The 18,371-nt window shown below is 71.8% G+C and carries 18 protein-coding genes and 1 riboswitch; of the genes, 14 read left to right on the forward strand and 4 right to left on the reverse strand.

Features of this window, described 5'->3' with window-relative positions:
• The first annotated feature begins 99 nt into the window (after positions 1–99).
• Positions 100–1,401 (forward strand): DUF2786 domain-containing protein, encoded by a 1,302-nt coding sequence (locus tag AC5P1B_RS24840; RefSeq protein ID WP_493889803.1) that lies wholly within the window; start codon positions 100–102, stop codon positions 1,399–1,401.
• 144 nt (positions 1,402–1,545) lie between these two features.
• Here the strand turns inward: AC5P1B_RS24840 and AC5P1B_RS24845 are convergent, their stop codons facing one another.
• Positions 1,546–2,181, reverse strand: coding sequence for a TetR/AcrR family transcriptional regulator (locus tag AC5P1B_RS24845; protein WP_493889805.1), 636 nt, complete (start codon positions 2,179–2,181; stop codon positions 1,546–1,548).
• Between the two features lie 317 nt (positions 2,182–2,498).
• Here AC5P1B_RS24845 and AC5P1B_RS24850 point away from each other — a divergent pair, with 317 nt between their 5' ends.
• Positions 2,499–3,170: a DUF5701 family protein gene (locus tag AC5P1B_RS24850; protein ID WP_493889806.1), complete on the forward strand. Its 672-nt coding sequence runs from the start codon at positions 2,499–2,501 to the stop codon at positions 3,168–3,170.
• Between the two features lie 195 nt (positions 3,171–3,365).
• On the opposite strand, the gene AC5P1B_RS24855 is transcribed toward AC5P1B_RS24850, so the two are convergent.
• On the reverse strand, positions 3,366–3,788 hold the full coding sequence (locus AC5P1B_RS24855; RefSeq protein ID WP_493889807.1) for an acyl-CoA thioesterase: 423 nt from the start codon (positions 3,786–3,788) through the stop codon (positions 3,366–3,368).
• A 303-nt stretch (positions 3,789–4,091) separates the two neighbouring features.
• Here AC5P1B_RS24855 and AC5P1B_RS24860 point away from each other — a divergent pair, with 303 nt between their 5' ends.
• Entirely contained in the window at positions 4,092–4,610 is a 519-nt protein-coding gene (locus AC5P1B_RS24860) for a hypothetical protein (RefSeq protein ID WP_493889808.1), read from the forward strand.
• A 63-nt stretch (positions 4,611–4,673) separates the two neighbouring features.
• Here the strand turns inward: AC5P1B_RS24860 and AC5P1B_RS24865 are convergent, their stop codons facing one another.
• Complete coding sequence (locus AC5P1B_RS24865; RefSeq protein ID WP_493889809.1) at positions 4,674–6,257, reverse strand: DUF2079 domain-containing protein; 1,584 nt, start codon at positions 6,255–6,257, stop codon at positions 4,674–4,676.
• Between the two features lie 330 nt (positions 6,258–6,587).
• On the opposite strand from AC5P1B_RS24865, the gene AC5P1B_RS24870 reads away from it, so the two are divergent.
• The 4 genes from AC5P1B_RS24870 to AC5P1B_RS24885 all read left to right on the forward strand — a co-directional run bounded on the left by AC5P1B_RS24870 (position 6,588) and on the right by AC5P1B_RS24885 (position 10,002).
• Positions 6,588–7,373: a GmrSD restriction endonuclease domain-containing protein gene (locus AC5P1B_RS24870; protein WP_493889811.1), complete on the forward strand. Its 786-nt coding sequence runs from the start codon at positions 6,588–6,590 to the stop codon at positions 7,371–7,373.
• Positions 7,374–7,565: 192 nt separating this feature from the next.
• Complete coding sequence (locus AC5P1B_RS24875; RefSeq protein WP_493889813.1) at positions 7,566–8,213, forward strand: SurA N-terminal domain-containing protein; 648 nt, start codon at positions 7,566–7,568, stop codon at positions 8,211–8,213.
• Positions 8,214–8,231: 18 nt separating this feature from the next.
• On the forward strand, positions 8,232–9,284 hold the full coding sequence (locus AC5P1B_RS24880) for a nucleoside triphosphate pyrophosphohydrolase (RefSeq protein ID WP_493889814.1): 1,053 nt from the start codon (positions 8,232–8,234) through the stop codon (positions 9,282–9,284).
• Between the two features lie 250 nt (positions 9,285–9,534).
• A complete protein-coding gene (locus AC5P1B_RS24885) occupies positions 9,535–10,002 on the forward strand; it encodes a DUF6479 family protein (protein WP_493889816.1) in 468 nt (155 codons plus the stop codon).
• A 229-nt stretch (positions 10,003–10,231) separates the two neighbouring features.
• Here AC5P1B_RS24885 and AC5P1B_RS24890 read toward each other — a convergent pair whose 3' ends face one another.
• Positions 10,232–10,534, reverse strand: coding sequence for a hypothetical protein (locus AC5P1B_RS24890; protein WP_493889818.1), 303 nt, complete (start codon positions 10,532–10,534; stop codon positions 10,232–10,234).
• Positions 10,535–10,574: 40 nt separating this feature from the next.
• Between AC5P1B_RS24890 and AC5P1B_RS24895 the strand changes: the two genes are divergently transcribed.
• From AC5P1B_RS24895 to AC5P1B_RS24925, 7 genes are all read left to right on the forward strand, one after another.
• Positions 10,575–11,831 (forward strand): cytochrome P450 family protein, encoded by a 1,257-nt coding sequence (locus AC5P1B_RS24895; protein WP_493889819.1) that lies wholly within the window; start codon positions 10,575–10,577, stop codon positions 11,829–11,831.
• Between the two features lie 148 nt (positions 11,832–11,979).
• Positions 11,980–13,011, forward strand: a complete 1,032-nt coding sequence (locus AC5P1B_RS24900) for a transglycosylase family protein (protein WP_493889821.1) — start codon at positions 11,980–11,982, stop codon at positions 13,009–13,011.
• A gap of 276 nt (positions 13,012–13,287) precedes the next feature.
• Positions 13,288–13,463, forward strand: a riboswitch (cyclic di-AMP (ydaO/yuaA leader).
• A gap of 3 nt (positions 13,464–13,466) precedes the next feature.
• Positions 13,467–14,180 carry a transglycosylase family protein gene (locus tag AC5P1B_RS24905; protein WP_493889823.1) on the forward strand — a complete coding sequence of 238 codons (714 nt, stop codon included), beginning with the start codon at positions 13,467–13,469 and terminating at the stop codon, positions 14,178–14,180.
• 340 nt (positions 14,181–14,520) lie between these two features.
• Positions 14,521–15,807, forward strand: coding sequence for a phosphopyruvate hydratase (gene eno, locus AC5P1B_RS24910; RefSeq protein ID WP_493889824.1), 1,287 nt, complete (start codon positions 14,521–14,523; stop codon positions 15,805–15,807).
• A 205-nt stretch (positions 15,808–16,012) separates the two neighbouring features.
• Positions 16,013–16,471, forward strand: coding sequence for an FtsB family cell division protein (locus tag AC5P1B_RS24915; protein ID WP_493889825.1), 459 nt, complete (start codon positions 16,013–16,015; stop codon positions 16,469–16,471).
• Positions 16,472–16,636: 165 nt separating this feature from the next.
• Positions 16,637–17,191: a DUF501 domain-containing protein gene (locus AC5P1B_RS24920; RefSeq protein ID WP_493889826.1), complete on the forward strand. Its 555-nt coding sequence runs from the start codon at positions 16,637–16,639 to the stop codon at positions 17,189–17,191.
• Positions 17,188–18,174 (forward strand): Ppx/GppA phosphatase family protein, encoded by a 987-nt coding sequence (locus tag AC5P1B_RS24925; protein ID WP_493889827.1) that lies wholly within the window; start codon positions 17,188–17,190, stop codon positions 18,172–18,174. Before AC5P1B_RS24920 ends, AC5P1B_RS24925 begins: the two co-directional genes overlap by 4 nt.
• The last annotated feature ends 197 nt before the right edge of the window (positions 18,175–18,371 follow it).

An 18,371-nucleotide genomic window follows, 5' to 3' on the forward strand; every position in this document is an offset into this window, starting at 1 on the left:
GTGCCCCGGCGCGATCCGTGCCTCTCGCGCGTCTCCCAGGGGCGGCCGCCCCGGAAGAGACACGGAACAGCACAACGCGGAACGACGTAGGAGAGACCCGTGAGCGGACGCGACAGCGGCGCGCGGCGCGGCCGTACCGGTCCGGGCCCGGCGGACGGGGCCCCGGCGCTGCTGGACGGTGTGCTCCGCGAACTGGTGAGCCTGCCGGTGGACGTCAGCGCCGACGCGCTGGACCGCGCCCTCGACGCGGGCGCCTCAGCGCTCACCGCCGCCCCCGACGGCTGGGAGGCCGTGAGTCGCGCGGTGCTCGCCGCCGCCGGGCAGAGCCTCGGCCTGCGCTGGTCGACCGGCTGGTACCCGGCCGACGTGCTGCGCGTCATGCGCCGTGAACTCCCCGCCGACCGGGCCCGGTTGTGCACCGACGCGGTCGCCGCGCAGGCACGCCGCTACCCGCCGGAACACCTGCCGGCGCGCTGGGCGGCACAGTTGCGCGCACTGGACGCACAGGTCTGGTGGGACGGTGACGGCGACTACCTGGAGGCGTTCGCGCGGCGTGAGCGCGCCGGCCGCTTCGAGGCCGCTTCCTGCGCGCTGGACGCGCTCCGGTTCATCAGCCGCCTGCCGCCCCTCACCCCCATCGGGCCGCCCCCGGGCCCGCCCGCCGCCGCGGCCAGGCCCGCGCCGCCGCGTTCCTCTCTCGCGCCCCGGCAGCTCGACCGCGTACGGGCGCTCCTCGCCAAGGCCGAGTCGACGGAGTTTCCCGAAGAGGCCGAGGCGCTGTCGGCGAAGGCGCAGCAGCTGATGGCCCGTTACAGCATCGACGACGCGCTGGTCGCGGCGAACGCCATCGACGGCCGCGCCACTGCTGAGGGGGACGGCCCCGGCGCCTGCCGCATCGGCGTGGAGGGGCCGTACGAGTCGGCCAAGGCGCTGCTGCTCGACGCGGTGGCCGAGGCGAACCACTGCCACGCCGTCTGGTCCTCCGACTTCGGCTTCTCCACGGTCGTCGGCTACGAAGCGGACCTGGAACTCGTGGAGTTGCTGCACACCTCGTTGCTGCTCCAGGCCACCACCGCCATGCACAGCGCGGGCAACCAGCATCACGCGCGGGGCCGGGCCCGCCGTACCAGGGACTTCCGGGAGTCGTTCCTCATCGCGTACGCGGGCCGCATCAGGGACCGGCTCGCCAACGCCACCCGGCAGGCGGCCACGGACGCCGCGGGCGAGGCGGCCCGCGCGCGTACGGCGGACCCGCTGCCGGTGCTCGCCGCCCGTGAGGTGACGGTCGGGCAGGCGGCCCAGCGGATGTTCCCGACGACGACCGCCCACCGGATCAAGGGCCGTGACGCCGAGGGTTGGGCCCGGGGAACGGAAGCGGCGGACGCGGCGCGGCTGCGCTGACGCCGTCCGCACGCGCCGGCATCCATCCGCCCAGTCGTCCGGGAGACGGCCACAGCCACCCAGGCGCCGGGACGCGCGCGCGAAAAGCGATGGGCCCGCCCCTTCTGGCGCATTCCAGGAGCGGGCCCATCGGCGCACCACGGCTCACTTGACCGCGTAGTCCGCGAGCGAGCCCTCCAGCAGGCCGAAGACCGTACGGGCCGAGTCGGCCACCGTGGCGGCGATCTGCTCGTTGGGCTTCCCGTCCAGGGTCAGTTCCATGATGTGCTGGAACAGCACCCGGTGGGCGCCGCCGAGCTGGGTCGCCGCGGCCCTGGGCGTGATGTCGCCTTCGGCGGCCCCGGTGTCGGCCGCCAGCACCTGGGCGAGCGCCTCCTCGCGCTGGTCGTGCAGGTCCCGCAGGCGGGCCAGCAGCGTGGGGCTTTCGACGATCATCCGGGCGAACACCTCACCCGAGAAGCCGATGACCGGGTCCATGCGCTCGACCCCGGCCAGGAACTCACGGCGCAGCGCCGCCAGCGCCGACTCGCCCGCCGGGCGCCCGGCGGCCGCACTGGCCAGGCCCGCGACGAACTCCTCGTGGTGGTCGAGGGCCAGGTCCTCCTTGCGGGCGAAGTAGTTGGTGACCGTTTTCTTGGCCACCCGGGCGGCCGCGGCGATCTCGGCGATCGTCGTCGTCTCGAAGCCGTTCTCGATGAACAGCCTGGTGGCGTGGTCGGAGATCAGTTGCCTGGTCTCCCGTTTCTTGGACTCGCGCAGTCCCATCTCATCGACACTCATGAGGCAATCTTACCCCCGATATAAAATTAACCTTGACGAATCGTGGACTGTCAGGCTAAGTTTACGTCCGTAGCAAGTTCGCCCTGAGGATGCGGACTGGAGAGAGGTCTTACCTTGCGAAAGATCAACGCCGCCCCGCGTATGGCCGGACGGAACGCCGCCCAGGACCGCGGGGCCGCCCGCCCGCAGCGGGTGCAGCCGCCCATGACCGGTCGCGACCAGCCGCGCCGCCCGGTCAACGCCCCCCGCCGGAGGTCCTACTGATACGCCGCCCGTCCACCCGCCCTGCCCCCGCCCCCACCACCTCTGGAGACGCCTTGACTGCCGACACTGTGAACGCCGCCGTGACCGCCTTCGATCCGGCCGCGGAATTCGACCGCCAGGTGGGCACGCTCGTGGAGGCGGGCTACCCGGCCCTGGCCCAGCTGTCCGAGGCCGCGTTCCGTGACCGCGCCGCGCCGCTGCGCGAAAGCGTCCTCGCGCGGGCCGGGGAGATGGCGGAGCCGCGCGAGGGGCGCGTGCCGTTCCTGCTCGTGGTCACCAGGGCGCTCGTCCCCGTGGAGCAGGCCGTGCCGCTGACCACCCTCGCGGGCAAGAGCAAGACCGGCATCATCGACCGGCACTACGCGCCGGGTGACCTGGAGCGGTTCGTCTCCCTCAGGGAACTGGGCGCTCCCGGGAGCGGGATGTACGTCCTGTTCGACGCCGACCGGGGCGAGGAGTTCTGCGGCGCCGTGCCCGCCGACGCCCTGGCGGTGATCACCGAGCGCGGTCGCACCCCGCTCACCATCGAAGAGGGCCTCGCGTTCGTCACGCAGTATCCGCGGGCGCTGGCCAAGAACAAGTGCTTCTCCCTCGCGGGAAGCCGCTCGGGAGACCGCAGGGTTCCGGCTGTCTGGATCAGCCAGGGCGCCCCGAAGCTGGGCTGGTGCTGGGAGGGCAACCCGCACACCTGGCTGGGGGTGGCGTCGGCCGCCGACCGGAGCTGACACGGTGCGGACGGGAGGCGGGGCGGGGGCGTGCCGGGCCGACCGCGCCCGTAAGTCCCAGGGCGCGCCGCGCGGGCTTGCTCACCGCGCGGGCTTGCTCACCGCGCGGGCTTGCTCACCGCGCGGCGCGGGGAGACGGACACGCGGCAGGCGCGGGGCTTCCGCTGCCGCGCCTGCCGGGGCGGGCCGCTCAGGTCAGAGGCCGAGCACCTGCGGCTGCGTGGCCAGGGCGCGGAAGTACTCACGCGGGTCGGCGACCATGCGGCGCTCCTTGAGGTCGAGCAGCCCGCCCAGGCTGGCGATGTCGGCGGAGAGGGTGCCGTCCGTCTTGCGGACCTCCTGCTCGATGCGGAAGGTCTTCCGCTCGCCCCACACGAACGCGCAGCTCACCGTCACCTCGTCCCCGGCGCGCAGCTCGCGCAGGTACTTGATGGTGGTCTCCAGGTTGACCGGGCCGACACCCTTCTCCAGCAGGGCGCTCTGCGAGATGCCCGCCGCGTCGAGCAGCGCCCAGCGGGCATGCTCGGCGTACTGCACGTAGACGCTCATGTTCAGGTGGCCCTGGGAATCCGTCTCATAGCCACGCACGGTGATCGGTACGGTGATGGGCTGCGCCACAGGGACCCCTTGTCCGGTCTTCTCACGTCCGCTGAACCCGGCTGTTCTCCGGGTTCCTCAGTGACTATCGCCGCTCCGGCCACCGCGAGGCAACGCGGATTTTCGTGGCTCTAGCCATAGTCCTACGCTCTGTAATCGGCTCCGTAGGTATCTGTCGTACGCACCGCTCGGCCGACGCCTTCCCGGGGGTGGGCAGGGCCCCACCCGGTCGGTCCTGTCACATCGCCTGCCACAATGACCCTGGATCACGGCACCCTCGCAGGTCGGCAGAGTCCTCTGCGGCCCCTACGGGAAAGGGACATTGTGGCCAACGCCAAGTTCAACCGATCGGCAGCGACCGCTCTGATAGTCGCCGCTGTCGCAGGCAGCGCCCTGGTGACCAGCTCCCCGGCGTCCGCCGCCGGTTACAAGTGCACCACCACGTCGAAGAGCCTCGACATGCCGCGGTACCACGGCCCACGGCCGGACAACTACGTCATCAAGACCGAGGTGTGCGCCCGGCGCTCCGGTCCCCTCGTCTACGCCCACGCGAAGATCAAGTGGACGGCGCCGAAGGTGGCGGACGGGAAGCGCGTCTTCGACGGCGCGCGCTTCACGCTGTCGGTGAAGAAGTCGACCAGCGGCCCTGACCCGGTGCTGGAGTCCGCGAACTTCGATCTGCGCTCCCGCCTCGACGCGGGCAGCGGTTCCTTCACCACGTCCGCCATCAGCTACCCGGCGCGCGGCGCCAAGGCCGTGGCCGACGGCGTTCTGAAGATCAACTGGAACGGCGACGGGGCGGGCTACCGGTCCCACGGCGTCTCCGCCTCGCCCCGCGTCTGAGCCTCGCTGCTGAGCCCCGCTCCTGCCCCGCCGCCTGCGGCGATGCGGCCGGGCCGCGCCGCGTCAACGGGTCTTCGGACGCCCGACGCGTTCCATGACCTCCACGCCGCCCGCACTGCCGATGTGCGTGTACTCCGCGTCGGGGTGCAGCTGACGGGCGTAGCCGACGAGCTGCTCCGGTGTGCGGCCGGTGTTCTCCCGCAGGGCGATGTAGTCGGGCAGCCGCCCCCGGGTGTCGCCGATCCAGAACACCTGGCAACGCCTGGCGAGCCGGCTGATCGGGCCGATGTTGGCCTCCACGGACGCGTCGTCCGGGATGCGCTCCAGCAGCCGCTCGGCCGCCGTGACCTCGCTGGGCTTGCGGTAGGAGTCCGGCTCGGTGAGCGTGGCCAGCGGCAGGGCCGTGGTCAGCGCGAGCCCCGCGGCGGCGACGGCGGCGGGCAGCTGCCCGGCGTACGAACGCAGCCACGCGCGGCGGCTGCGCTGCGAGCGCGCTACGGCGTCCACCAGCGCGAGGAAGACGACCGGCATCAGCACGGCGCTGTAGTGCCAGTCGGTGCCCCAGTAGTGCTCCTCGTGGGAGACGAAGCGCCAGCCGATCGTCGGTAGCGCCACGATCAGCAGCGGGGAGCGCAGCGCCAGCAGCCCGGTGGTGGGCAGCAGCACCCACGCCAGGGTGCGCAGCGCGGTCTCCGCCGGAATGGTGGGCGCCGGGCCGCTCTCCGCGTTGATCTTGTTCCAGTAGTCGTACGAGCCGGAGGTGTTGAACTCCGGGATGACGACACCCAGCGCGAACGCGGCGGCCAGCACGCCGAATCCCGCGAGGGCGAGCGCCAGCGGTGTCACGCGGGAGTCCGCCCGGCGGCCCCGGATGAAGAGCACCACACCGATCGCGGCGACCGTCGCCCCCAGGTCCTCCTTGACCAGGACGAGCGGCAGCGCCCAGCAGGCCGCCGCCACCCACCGCCCGCGCAGCAGCGCCTCCAGGGCGAAGGCGATCAGCGGGACGGCGAAGCAGATCTCGTGGAAGTCGAAGTCCACGGCGCGCTGCACGCCCCAGGACACTCCGTACGCGACGCCGATCGCGAGCCCGCGCTCGCGCCCGAGCAGCTGGGCGGCGACCCGGGTGACGGGGATAGCTGAGAGGGCGAAGAGCACGGCCTGCGCCACGAGCAGGGTCACGGGGGAGGGGAAGACCCGGTAGAACGGCGCGAGCAGGGCGGTGATGGGGCTGAAGTGGTCGCCCAGGATGTTGGTGCCGGGGCCCTTGAGATCGACGATCGGGGCCTGGAAATGCGCGTACGACCGCACGGCCTGCTCGAAGATGCCCAGATCCCAGGACATCGACGCCAGGCGGCGGTAGCGAAGTATGGAGAGGGCGGCGTAGACGGCGAAGAGCGCCGTGGCCAGCCAGTACGGGTCGCAGCGCGGGTCCCGCAACCGCGTCGCCGCGTTCCTGAGCCTGCCGTCCAGCCGGGCCGCCGCCTTGTCCGGGCCGGGCCCGGTGGCCTCGGCGGGCTCATGGTTCCCCGCAGGCTCCGAGGGGGCCTGGGACCCGGTGCGCCCGGCCGGGACCGCGGGGCTGGTGGAGTCGGCGGGCGTCGCTTCGGGAGAGCTGTCCGGAGTGACGGGAGCAGCCGAATCCATGCGGAGATCCTTCGCGTGCGAATGACGGTGACCGAGCGCGGCGTGGGGACAGCTCACCCCCGCCGCAAAGATACGTGAAACGGACCCGGGGCCCGGTGGCACTGTTCTGGTTCCCGCAACCGCCCTGGTGGGAACGGGTATGAGGGGACTAGAAGAGGGTGAAGAGGGGTGGGGAGGGGTCGCCGGACCCGCCGCCGCTCTGATGCCGCATGCTTCGCGGCGTAGCCCGGAGAATTCCCGCGGTGTGATCAGGCACGAACACAGGCATGAATACAGGCACGCATACAGGCGTGGACAAGGGGGCGGCGGGCTGTGCGTACGAAGAGGCATGTGAGCCAGGGGGCAGCGGTGCGCGTGTGGGGGGTCCGCCCGGCGCCGGCCGTCGCTGCGGCTGTGGTCGTGGCCGTGGCGCTCGTCGCCGGATGCGACGCCGGGGGAGAAGGCGACGCCGCACCGAAACCCGGGACCGTCGCGCCCGACGGCTGGGCGGTGGCTCCGCTCAAGAACCCCGACGGCACCAAGCCGGGGCTCCGGCCCCTCACCTCGGACGCGGACAAGGCCGCGGCGCGGGCGCTGATCGAGCGGCTGGAGACGAAGGGGCGCGGCCCGAAGACCGGTTACGCGCGCGATGAGTTCGGCTACGCCTGGATGGACACCGCCGACGGGGTGCCGCTGGCCCGCAACGGCTGTGACACGCGCAACGACCTGCTCAAGCGCGACGGCCGGAATCAGCGCTTCCGTTCCGGCTCCGACTGCGTGGTCGTTTCGATGGACCTGTACGACCCGTACACCGGCAAGGACATCGCCTGGAAGAAGGCGAAGGCGGCCGAGGTGCAGATCGACCACGTGGTCCCGCTGTCCTACAGCTGGCAGATGGGCGCCGCCCGCTGGCCGGAGAGCAAGCGCGAGCGGCTGGCGAACGACCCGCTGAACCTGCTGCCCGTGGACGGGCCCGCGAACAGCAGCAAGAGCGACTCGGGCCCCGCCTCGTGGTTGCCGCCGAGCAAGCGGATTCGCTGCGCGTACGGGGTGCGTGTCGTGCAGGTGGCACTGAAGTACGAGCTGCCGGTGACCGCCGCGGACAAGACGATGATGCTGGGGCAGTGCGGGGCGTAACGGCGGGCCGGGCGGGTCGGGAACGGGCCGAGAAGGGACGCCGGGTGATGATCCGTCCGTAGATCCGCCTGTACGTCCCTGGCGCGCATCTCATCTGTCCACGAATCGTTGGTCGAATCAGTGGCTACGGCCGCGCCGACTCCATACCATCGATCAACGTCAGGTCGGTGCATATCCTTGCCGGGAGGCTCCATGCTGCGTCCCTCGAAGAGCCGCAGGACTGCGCTCTCCTTCTCCGTCGTCGCGCTGGTCGGCGCGACGCCGCTCCTCGCCGGGTGCGGCAGTGACGCGCACCCCGGAGCCGCCGCGGTGGTGGACGGCGACCGGATCACCGTGTCGCAGTTGCAGTCGCAGGTCAGGGACGTACGAGACGCGCAGCGCGACGCTCCGCAGGGCGAGCAGCTGATCGCGGGCTCCAGCAGGCTGAACCAGGACACCCTGATCCGCATGATCCAGGCCCGGGTCGTGGAGCACACCGCCAAGAACAACGGGGTGAGCGTCACCCGGCGTGAGGTGCTGAAGGCGGTCAAGGACACCGAGGACCAGGAGGGTGGCGCGGAGGCGCTGCGCACGCTGTTCCTGAAGCAGGGCATCTCGCCGAAGCACATCAACGAGACCATCCGCCTTGAGCTCGTCCGCGTGAAGCTGCTCCAGAAGCTCGGCCAGGACAAGGCGAACACCGAGCTTCAGGCGACGTCCAAGAAGCTGGGCATCGACGTCAACCCGCGCTACGGCAAGTGGGACAACCAGCAGGGCACGGCGGTCCTGGTCAAGGAGCCCTGGATCAAGCAGATCACGAAGGACAAGGAAAACGACCAGGAAGCGGAGCAGCCCGCGTAGGTGGGTAACGTTCGAGGCGTGAACGCTCCTCGAACCCCCGGTCGCCTCGTCCTGCTGACCACCACCCACCGCGTTTCGCCCGGCCTGCTGTCCTGGCCCGCGTGGCAGACGCTGCGGGACGCCGACCGCGTACTGTGCTCCGACCCCTCGCATCCCCAGCTGCCCTATCTGCGCGACGCGGGCGTCACCGTGGAGATCAGCGAGCAGGACGCCCGCGCGCTGGTGGGCTACTGCGTCGAAGGCGGCCGCACGGCCGTCGTCCTCACCTCGGCGACCGGCGACTCCGCGCTCACCGACGGCCTGGCCCGGCTCGCCGGCTCCGGCCGGGAGACCATGCCCGACCTCGAACTGCTGCCCGGCTCGTACGACCTCCCGGGCGCCAGGCTGCTCGACCTGGTGCAGGTCATGGACCAGATCAGAGCCGCGTGCCCGTGGAGCGGGGTGCGGACGCACGAGGACCTGGCCAAGTACGGGATCGAGGAGGCGTACGAACTCGTCGAGGCCATCGAGGCGGGCGACCGGGAGGAGTTGCGCGAGGAACTGGGCGACGTCCTGCTCCAGGTCGTCTTCCACGCCCGTATCGCCGAGGACGACCCGGAGGAGCCGTTCGCCATCGACGACGTCGCCGCCGGGATTGTCGACAAGCTCATCCACCGCCACCCCCACGTCTTCGGCGGGGAGTCGGCGAAGACCCCCGACGACGTCAAGGCGCACTGGCTGCGGACCAAGGCGACCGAGAAGGGCCGCGACTCCGTCACCGAGGGCATTCCGATGGCGCAGCCCGCGCTGGCGCTGGCCGCGAAGCTGGCCTCCCGGGCGCGTGTGGCGGGGCTGACCGTCCCGCTCACTCCTGGTCCCACCGCTGGTTCTGCCGCAGTCACGGATGAGGCCCATGGGACGCTCGATGCGTCCGGGGCGGCTGAGGTGTCCGCTGTCGGCTACGAGCTGCTGGAGCTGGCGGTGCGCGCCGAGGCGAACGGGGTCGACCCGGAGACCGCCCTGCGCGCGGCCGCCCGCACCTATCGCGACGCGATCCGCGCGGCGGAGCGGCCGACGGATTCCCCGTCGTGACGGCTGTGCCGGTGTCCCGGATTCCGCGTCGTTGACGGTCGCCCCGTCGTACGGATTCCCCGTCGTGGCGGCTGCCGGTCATGGGACGGTTCGCGGGTGTGCGGCGGCGGGGGCCGGGGCTGCGGATTCGGGCCGGACGGCGGTGCGGGCGGGCCGCGGCGGCAGTGCCCCTGGTCAGGGGCCCCGCGGCGCATGAGCCATTCGGCCGCACGAGCCGACTGACCACCATCAAGGGGGGTACTCGTGGCGCATGAACATTCAGAGCATGGCCGCAGCCACCGGTCACCCCACCGGTTCATCCGTCGACTCCGCCGTTGACACCGTTGTCGAGCTGGCCCTCAAACGCGACCACCTGGTCGGCATCGGCCCCTTCGTCGCCGGGCTCGCCATTGTCGCCGTGCTGATCCTTGCCGTGGTGTACGGACTGCGCCGACGAGAACGCGAACCCGAGCCGACCATGGAGCCGCAGCCGCGTTCCGGGGCGTGGGAGACATCCGAGGAGTACCGCAGGGGCAACTGCCCGCCTGATCATGGTCCCGGCCACCAGGAGGACGGGGAGCAGATCGGGTACATCACCCAGCACCGCGAGCCTGATGAGGTGCCGCATGAGGGCGGGCGCCGCATGATGCCGTACGAATTCAAGGACCACGGAAACGAGGGCACCCGGCCCGTGCCGGGTGAGGAGGAGGGCCAGGAGCGCCAGGGGCGAGGCAGGTGAGCGGGACCGCCCAGCAGACAGAGGGACGGAGGGACGGAGCGGGGTGGAGGGACGGAGCGGGGGAGCGGGACGAGTAGCGTCTGAGGGTGCCCGAAGAGAACGCCGCCACGCCCCCGCCGTCCCCGTTGCCCACCCCCGCTACGCTCTCCGCCCCGGCCCCGGCCATGCCGCAGCCCGCCACCCCGCGCCCGGTCGCGCCGCGTCCTGCCACCTCGCGCTCCGCTACCTCTCAGCCCGCCGCTCCCGGCCTCGCGGCCCCGCAGCCGCAGGACGACGCCACCAGCTCGGCCGCCATGCCCGGGGGCGACCGCACCCCGCCTGAGCGCCCGGCGGCGCCGGAGCCGCCGGGGAGTCCGGCACCCGAGAGCCCGGCGCCGGAGCCGCCCGCGAACGGCCCCGCGCCCCAGGCCCCCGAAAGCCCCGCGCCGGACGGTGTCGCCCCCGCCCCGGCCGACGCGCCCGCGGACAGTTCCAGCCCCGCGCCCGCGGACAGCCCCCGTTCCAGCCCCGCCCCCGGCGGGTGCCCGGTCACGCCCGGAGGGGCCGGTGGGCCGGGCGCCGCGGGTGGCGGCATGCCCGAGATGTTCACGTGGGAGTTCGCGGCCAACCCGTATCCCGCGTACGCGTGGCTGCGCCAGCACGCCCCCGTCTACCGGACGGCGCTGCCCAGCGGGGTCGAGGCGTGGCTGGTGACGCGGTACGCCGACGCCAAGCAGGCGCTCGCGGACGGGCGGCTGTCGAAGAACCCGGGGCACCACAGCGAGTCGGCGCACGCCAGGGGCCGGGTCGGCATCCCCGGTGAGCGAGGCGCCGATCTGATGACCCACCTGCTCAACATCGACCCGCCGGACCACACCCGGCTGCGGCGGCTGGTCTCCAAGGCGTTCACCCCGCGCCGCGCCGCCGAGTTCGCCCCGCGCGTGCAGCAGCTGACGGATCAGCTCATCGACGGCTTCCAGGAGCGCGGGAGCGCCGACCTCATCCACGAGTTCGCCTTCCCGCTCCCCATCTACGCCATCTGCGACATGCTCGGCGTTCCCCGCGAGGACCAGGACGACTTCAGGGACTGGGCGGGCATGATGATCCGTCACGGCGGTGGCCCGCGCGGCGGCGTGGCCAGGTCCGTCAAGAAGATGCGGACCTACCTCGCCGAGCTGATCCACCGCAAGCGGGAGTCCCTGCGCCTCGGGGAGGCCGACGACCTGATCTCCGGGCTCATCAAGGCCAGCGACGACGGCGAGCACCTGAACGAGAACGAGGCCGCCGCCATGGCCTTCATTCTGCTCTTCGCGGGCTTCGAGACCACCGTCAACCTGATCGGCAACGGCGTCTACGCGCTGCTGCGCGACCCGGGGCAGCGCGAGCGGCTGCAGAGCGCCCTCGCGGCCGGGGACACCGCGCTGCTCGACTCCGCGGTCGAGGAACTGCTCCGCTTCGACGGGCCGGTGGAGCTGGCGACGTGGCGGTTCGCCACCGAACCGCTCACGCTCGGCGGGCAGCGCGTCGCCGCGGGGGACCCGGTGCTCGTGGTGCTCGCCGCGGCCGACCGCGACCCCGAGCGCTTCCCCGACCCCGACACGCTCGACCTCGGTCGCCGCGACAACCAGCACCTCGGCTACGGCCATGGCATCCACTACTGTGTCGGCGCGCCACTGGCCCGCATCGAGGCACGGACGGCCCTCGCCACCCTCCTGACGCGCCTGCCCGACCTTCGGCTCGCTGCCGAACCCGACGAACTGCGCTGGCGCGGCGGGCTCATCATGCGGGGGCTGCGTACGCTTCCGGTCGAATTCGGCACCGGTGCGCGACCGGTCGACTCCCATGAGTGAGACCGGCCCCCGGCGCGGCCAGGGTGACGAAGCGTCAGTTGTGTGATCTTGGCGTGACCTCCACTACATCAGCTTGTGATGATCCTGTGTCGGCAGTATTTTCGACCGTCAACTCGACCGACTCGACTGCCACACGAGAGGCAACCGCATGCGATCCGGCCACGGCAGACACCGCCGCCCCCGTCAGGCTCCGGCCATCATCGTCGCCGCGGGGGTGACCGGAGCGGGAATCGCCCTTCCGCTGCTGGGCGCCACCAGCGCCGTGGCGGCTGACACCGAGACGTGGGACCGGGTCGCCGACTGCGAAAGCGGCGGCGTCTGGAGCGCGAACGCCGAGAACGGGTTCTACGGCGGCCTCCAGTTGACCCTCGACGCCTGGCAGCTCTACGGGGGCACGGACCACGCACCCCGGCCCGACCTGGCGAGCCGTTCGCAGCAGATATCCATCGCCGAGCTGATCCTCGCCGACCGGGGCCCGGTGGCCTGGAGCGGCTGCGCGCGCACGGCGGGGCTGACCGAGGACGGGGAGATCCCGGACATCAACCCCGGGGACACCGGTTCGCAGAGCCCCGACGAGTCGGCCACGCCCGAACCTGACGCCACTCCCACCCCCACGCCCAGCGAGGGGGAGCCGGACGAGGCCGAGCCCACCGAGATCCCCAGCGGCACCGCGAAGCCCAAGCCCAAGCCCAGCGAGAAGCCGGGTGATGAGCCGGACGGCAAGCCGAGCGGGTCACCCAGTCAGTCGCCGGGCGAGGAGTCCGGTAAGCCGTCGCGGGAGACTCCCGAGGACGAGGCCCCGGACAGGACTTCGCCCGAGAAGCCCGGCGATGGCCGGACGGAGCCCGGCACGGGCGGTGGCAAGCACCGCGGCGAGCCCGGCACCGGGCCGGAGGCGGAGAAGCCCGGTTCGGGCCCGGCGGACGACGAGGCGCGGCCCGGCGGGCGGCACGCCGACCGCGGCACCGGGGAGCGCGGCGATCCGGGACGTACGGACAAGTCGGCGGACGGTGACCATGTCGTCCGTTCCGGTGACACGCTGTCAGCTATCGCGGAAGAGCACGAGACCCCCGGTGGATGGCCCGCGCTCTACGAGGCGAACGAGAGCGTTGTCGGCGCCGACCCCGACCTCATCCTCCCAGGTCAGAGCCTGGAACTGACGGTTCCTGAGAAAAACTGACGGGACCTGCGGGCTGCTCCATTCGGGCAGGAATATCCGTTACGTGAAAGTGAGACATGAGTCTCTTCGGAATCAGGGCGTGTCTGCCTTGTCCGATCTTCGCGTGAGGTTCCTGACCTGCGGAGATGTGAAATCCTTGGCGGCAAACACGGCTTAGTTTCCAGGGATGTTGGGGTTTGAGTGCCCCGGCCTCCTGTGTTTACCGTCGTCATCGCTCACCACCGTGAGCGCCACTGGTCGTCACGCCGAATCCTGCCGACGGCCGGGGGGAAGTCGACGCGTCAAGCGCCGAAGGCAGGAGCGGGGGAACCACAGGTAAGCGCCCGAACGGCCCGTTTCAACGCGGAGCCCGAGGGCTAGGGGTGAAGCCATGTGTGATCAATGCACGCGGCCGGGCAACTCACATGGCCCGAACCCGACAGCTCACCTCGTAGGCGTCGGTGAGGAATCAAAACATGCTGATTTCCAAGGGTAAGCACCGCCGTCCGTCCAAGGCCGTCCGTATCGCCACGCTCGCCGGTGTCGCCGGTGCGGCCGTCGCCGTGCCGCTGATAGGCGCCACTGGCGCCTCCGCCGCCACCACCGACCAGTGGGACCAGGTGGCGCAGTGCGAGTCGACCGGCAACTGGTCGATAAACACGGGTAACGGCTACTACGGCGGTCTGCAGTTCTCGGCCTCCACCTGGGCCGCGCACGGTGGCACCGCCTACGCCCCGACCGCCGACAAGGCGTCGAAGGCCCAGCAGATCCAGGTCGGCGAGAAGGTCCTGGCCAGCCAGGGCAAGGGCGCCTGGCCCAAGTGCGGCGTGAACCTGACCTCGGGTGGCGGCTCCAGCGCCCCGCAGCAGCAGGCCGCTCCCCAGCAGAAGGCCGCCCCGAAGGCCGCCCCCAAGCAGCAGGCGCAGCCCAAGGCCGCCCCGAAGCACGCCGCGCCGCAGACCGCTCCCGAGCGGCCTGCCCCGAAGCAGCAGGCCGCCCCGAAGCACGCCGCCCCCAAGACGATCAAGAAGGGTGACGGCGAGTACAAGGTCGAGTCGGGTGACACCCTCGCCAAGATCGCCGAGGCCGAGGGCGTCAAGGGCGGCTGGGAGAAGGTGTACGACCTCAACAAGGACGTCGTCTCCGACGCCAACCTCATCTACCCGGGCCAGCAGCTCCGCCTGAGCTGATCCCCCGTCCCCTCCCCGCCAGGCCGGAGGGGTACGAGACCGCCCCGCCCCGGTGCGCCTTCCCCCGAGCGCACCGTGGCGGGGCTCCTCGGTTCTCGGCTCGCCGTGCCCGGCCACTCGCGCAGCCCGGCCACTCACCGTGCGCGCCAGCCCGCTCGCCTGGGCTCGCCTCCGCTCGTCCGTCGTGGCGTCGACAGCCTGCCGGGCATGTCGTTCGCCCCGTGATCTGTGTTTTTGTCCTCGTTACCGTCTCGTCGGGCGGGCGAAGGGCAGGCGGACGTCCCAGCGCCGGTTAGGCTCGTGCTGCAGAAGCGTCTGACCCACACGAAGGAGACCGCTCGTGCCGTCCATCGACGTCGTCGTAGCTCGCGAGATCCTCGATTCGCGAGGCAACCCCACGGTCGAGGTCGAGGTCGGCCTCGACGACGGCAGCACCGGCCGTGCTGCCGTGCCGTCCGGCGCCTCCACCGGCCAGTTCGAGGCCCTTGAGCTGCGGGATGGCGACAAGGCCCGCTACGGCGGCAAGGGCGTGGAGAAGGCCGTGCTGGCCGTCATCGAGCAGATCGGCCCGGAGCTCGTCGGCTACGACGCCACCGAGCAGCGGCTGATCGACCAGGCGATGTTCGACCTGGACGCCACGCCGGACAAGTCCTCGCTCGGCGCCAACGCCATCCTCGGCGTCTCCCTCGCCGTCGCGCACGCCGCCTCCGAGGCGTCGGACCTGCCGCTCTTCCGCTACCTCGGCGGCCCGAACGCCCACCTGCTGCCGGTCCCGATGATGAACATCCTGAACGGCGGATCGCACGCCGATTCGAATGTGGACATCCAGGAGTTCATGATCGCGCCGATCGGCGCGGAGTCCTTCTCCGAGGCGCTGCGCTGGGGCGCCGAGATCTACCACACCCTCAAGGGCGTGCTGAAGGAGCGCGGGCTCTCCACCGGCCTGGGCGACGAGGGCGGCTTCGCCCCGAACCTGGACTCCAACCGCGAGGCCCTCGACCTCATCCTTGAGGCCATCAAGAAGGCCGGTTACACCCCCGGCCAGGACATCGCGCTCGCGCTCGACGTCGCCGCCTCCGAGTTCTACGAGGACGGCGCGTACGCGTTCGAGGGCAAGTCCCGCAGCGCCGCCGAGATGACCGCGTACTACGCCGAGCTGGTCGACGCGTACCCGCTGGTCTCCATCGAGGACCCGCTCAACGAAGAGGACTGGGACGGCTGGAAGACCCTCACCGACGAGCTCGGTGACAAGGTCCAGATCGTCGGCGACGACCTGTTCGTCACCAACCCCGAGCGGCTGGCGCGCGGCATCGAGAGCGACACCGCCAACGCCCTGCTGGTCAAGGTCAACCAGATCGGCTCGCTGACCGAGACGCTGGACGCCGTCGAGCTGGCCCAGCGCAACGGCTTCAAGTGCATGATGTCGCACCGCTCCGGCGAGACCGAGGACGTCACCATCGCCGACCTTGCCGTCGCCACCAACTGCGGCCAGATCAAGACCGGCGCCCCGGCCCGCTCCGAGCGTGTCGCCAAGTACAACCAGCTGCTGCGCATCGAGGAGATCCTCGACGACGCGGCCGTGTACGCGGGCCGCAGCGCCTTCCCCCGGTTCCGTTTCGCGCAGTAAGCACGGCCCGTAAGCGCGGCGCGGAGATCCGCTTCGCGCGGTGAGCGCGGCGTGGCCATTCGCCCGGCGCAGCCGCTTTTCCGTCCGTCCCCGGCCCCGGTCCCGTACCGTGGCCGGGGACGTACGTGTGTGCTGGCGGCGGTCCGGCCGTCCGGCAGCGCACCGTGCCAGCACGCAGGGATGCAGCAGGGAACGAAGGAGAGACGTGCCCGCGGACCGGTTCTCCACCGCAACCAGGCTCAAGGCACTCGGTGAGAACGCCGCCGCCCGGGTGTATCGCGCCCGGTCGCCGCGCCGTGGCCGGCTGACCGGCCGCGCGGCGCTGCTCGCGCTCGTCGTCTGCTCGCTCGTCGTGGCACTGGCCTATCCCATACGGCAGTACGTCTCGCAGCGCTCGGACATCGCCGACCAGCGGCGCCAGGCCGAGCAGGCCCGCGAGGACGTGGAGAAGCTGCGCGACCGCAAGGCCAGGCTTGAGGACCCCGCGTACATCGAGCAGCAGGCCCGCGAGCATCTGCACTACCTGCGGCCGGGCGAGACCGGCTACAGCATGCTGGGCGAGGCGGACGGCGACGCCAAGCGCCGCGACGACCGGAGCGCGGCCGACCGGCCCTGGTACAGCAATGTCTGGGAAGGGGTGGACGCGGCCGACGCGCAGCGCTGACCGGGCCCCGCCCGGCCTGCCCTTCCCGGACCGCCGCAGCCCCCGCGCCACAGATCCTCAGCAGCCGCCGTACGAGCCGCAGGCTCCTATCGGTGGCACCCACCACCGCACCCGACCACCGCACGGCCGCCCGCGGCCCCACGAACCGAAGAGAACCCTCCACGCATGGACACGCCTCCTCCGAAGACCGAACCCACCGCGCCCACCGACGCGGACATCGCCGCGTTCAAGGAGCAGCTCGGCCGTCCACCGCGCGGGCTGCGCGCCATCGCGCACCGCTGCCCCTGCGGTCAGCCCGACGTGGTCGAGACGGCCCCCCGCCTTGAGGACGGCACGCCGTTTCCGACGCTGTACTACCTGACGTGCCCCCGGGCCGCCTCGGCCATCGGCACGCTGGAGGCGAACGGCGTGATGAAGGAGATGACCGAGCGCCTGGCGGCGGACCCGGAGCTGGCCGCCGCCTACCGCGCCGCGCACGAGGACTACATCGCGCGTCGCGACGGCATCGAGGTGCTGGAAGGGTTTCCCAGCGCGGGCGGCATGCCGGACCGGGTCAAGTGCCTGCACGTGCTCGTCGGGCACTCGCTGGCGGCCGGGCCCGGCGTCAACCCGCTGGGTGACGAGGCCGTCGCACTGCTGCCCGAGTGGTGGAGGAAGGGTCCGTGCGTGACTCCGTGCGGACCGGCGTCCGCGCCGGTTGACGAGGGAGACAGCGAGTGAAGCGTGTCGCCGCCATCGACTGCGGTACGAACTCCATCCGGCTGCTGGTCGCCGACGCCGACCCGGCCACCGGCGAACTGGTCGAACTGGACCGCCGGATGACGATCGTCCGGCTGGGCCAGGACGTCGACCGCACGGGGCGGCTCGCCCCCGAGGCGCTGGAGCGCACGTTCGCCGCGTGCCGGGAGTACGCCAAAATCATCAGGGAGCTGGGAGTGGACACCGACGGCGGGCCGCACCTGCGCTTCGTCGCCACCTCGGCGTCCCGCGACGCCTCCAACCGCGACGACTTCGTGCGCGGCGTGGTGGACATCCTGGGCGTCGAACCCGAGGTGATCACCGGCGACGAGGAGGCCGGACTCTCCTTCGCCGGGGCCACCAAGGAGCTGACCGGGCGTCGGGATCTGTCGCCGCCCTACCTCGTGGTGGACATCGGCGGCGGCTCGACGGAGTTCGTCGTCGGGGACGAGCATGTGCGGGCGGCGCGCAGCGTGGACATCGGCTGCGTACGGATGACGGAGCGCCACCTTGCCGACGGCAGTGGGCACGTGCCCGAGCAGGGACTCCCCACACTGGGTCAGATCGCCGCGATAAGGGCGGATGTCGAGGCGGCGATCGACACCGTCGAGAAGACCGTGCCGCTCCGCCGCGCCGACGGCGGCCCCCACACCCTCGTCGGCCTGGCCGGGTCGGTCACCACCGTCGCGGCCATCGCCCTCGGCCTGCCGGAGTACGACTCCACCGCGATCCACCACGCGCGCGTCTCCCGTGACCAGGTCGATGAGGTCACCGGGCGCCTGCTCACCTCGACCCACGCGGAACGCGCGGCCATCCCCGTCATGCACCCGGGCCGCGTGGACGTCATCGGCGCCGGTGCCCTCGTGCTGCTCACGCTCATGGAGCGCAGCGGCGCCCGGGAAGTGGTCGTCAGCGAACACGACATCCTGGACGGGATCGCCTACACGTTGGCGGAAGGCGTCTGACCGCAGTGGCGAGGGTGTCAGGCCGGGGGTCCGGGGGTTGTCCCCCGGGATGGGCGAGCCTGGACGGCATCGCCTGGACCTGCGCGGGCGCCGACGTGTGACACCTCGGCTGCTGTGGCGGCCGCCCGGAGCCCTTTCCGGGAGGGGTCTCGGGGGTCCCTGAGCGTGTCTGACGGTGTGCCGCCAAGAAACTTCGT

Source organism: Streptomyces sp. A01, from assembly GCF_059026195.1.

Coding starts and splice junctions, on each gene's coding strand:
- AC5P1B_RS24845 (WP_493889805.1), bottom strand. CDS start 2,181: ATGAGTGTCGATGAGATGGGACTGCGCGAGTCCAAGAAACGGGAGACC.
- AC5P1B_RS24865 (WP_493889809.1), bottom strand. CDS start 6,257: ATGGATTCGGCTGCTCCCGTCACTCCGGACAGCTCTCCCGAAGCGACG.
- AC5P1B_RS24875 (WP_493889813.1), top strand. CDS start 7,566: ATGCTGCGTCCCTCGAAGAGCCGCAGGACTGCGCTCTCCTTCTCCGTC.
- AC5P1B_RS24885 (WP_493889816.1), top strand. CDS start 9,535: ATGAACATTCAGAGCATGGCCGCAGCCACCGGTCACCCCACCGGTTCA.
- AC5P1B_RS24895 (WP_493889819.1), top strand. CDS start 10,575: ATGCCCGAGATGTTCACGTGGGAGTTCGCGGCCAACCCGTATCCCGCG.
- AC5P1B_RS24900 (WP_493889821.1), top strand. CDS start 11,980: ATGCGATCCGGCCACGGCAGACACCGCCGCCCCCGTCAGGCTCCGGCC.
- AC5P1B_RS24905 (WP_493889823.1), top strand. CDS start 13,467: ATGCTGATTTCCAAGGGTAAGCACCGCCGTCCGTCCAAGGCCGTCCGT.
- AC5P1B_RS24920 (WP_493889826.1), top strand. CDS start 16,637: ATGGACACGCCTCCTCCGAAGACCGAACCCACCGCGCCCACCGACGCG.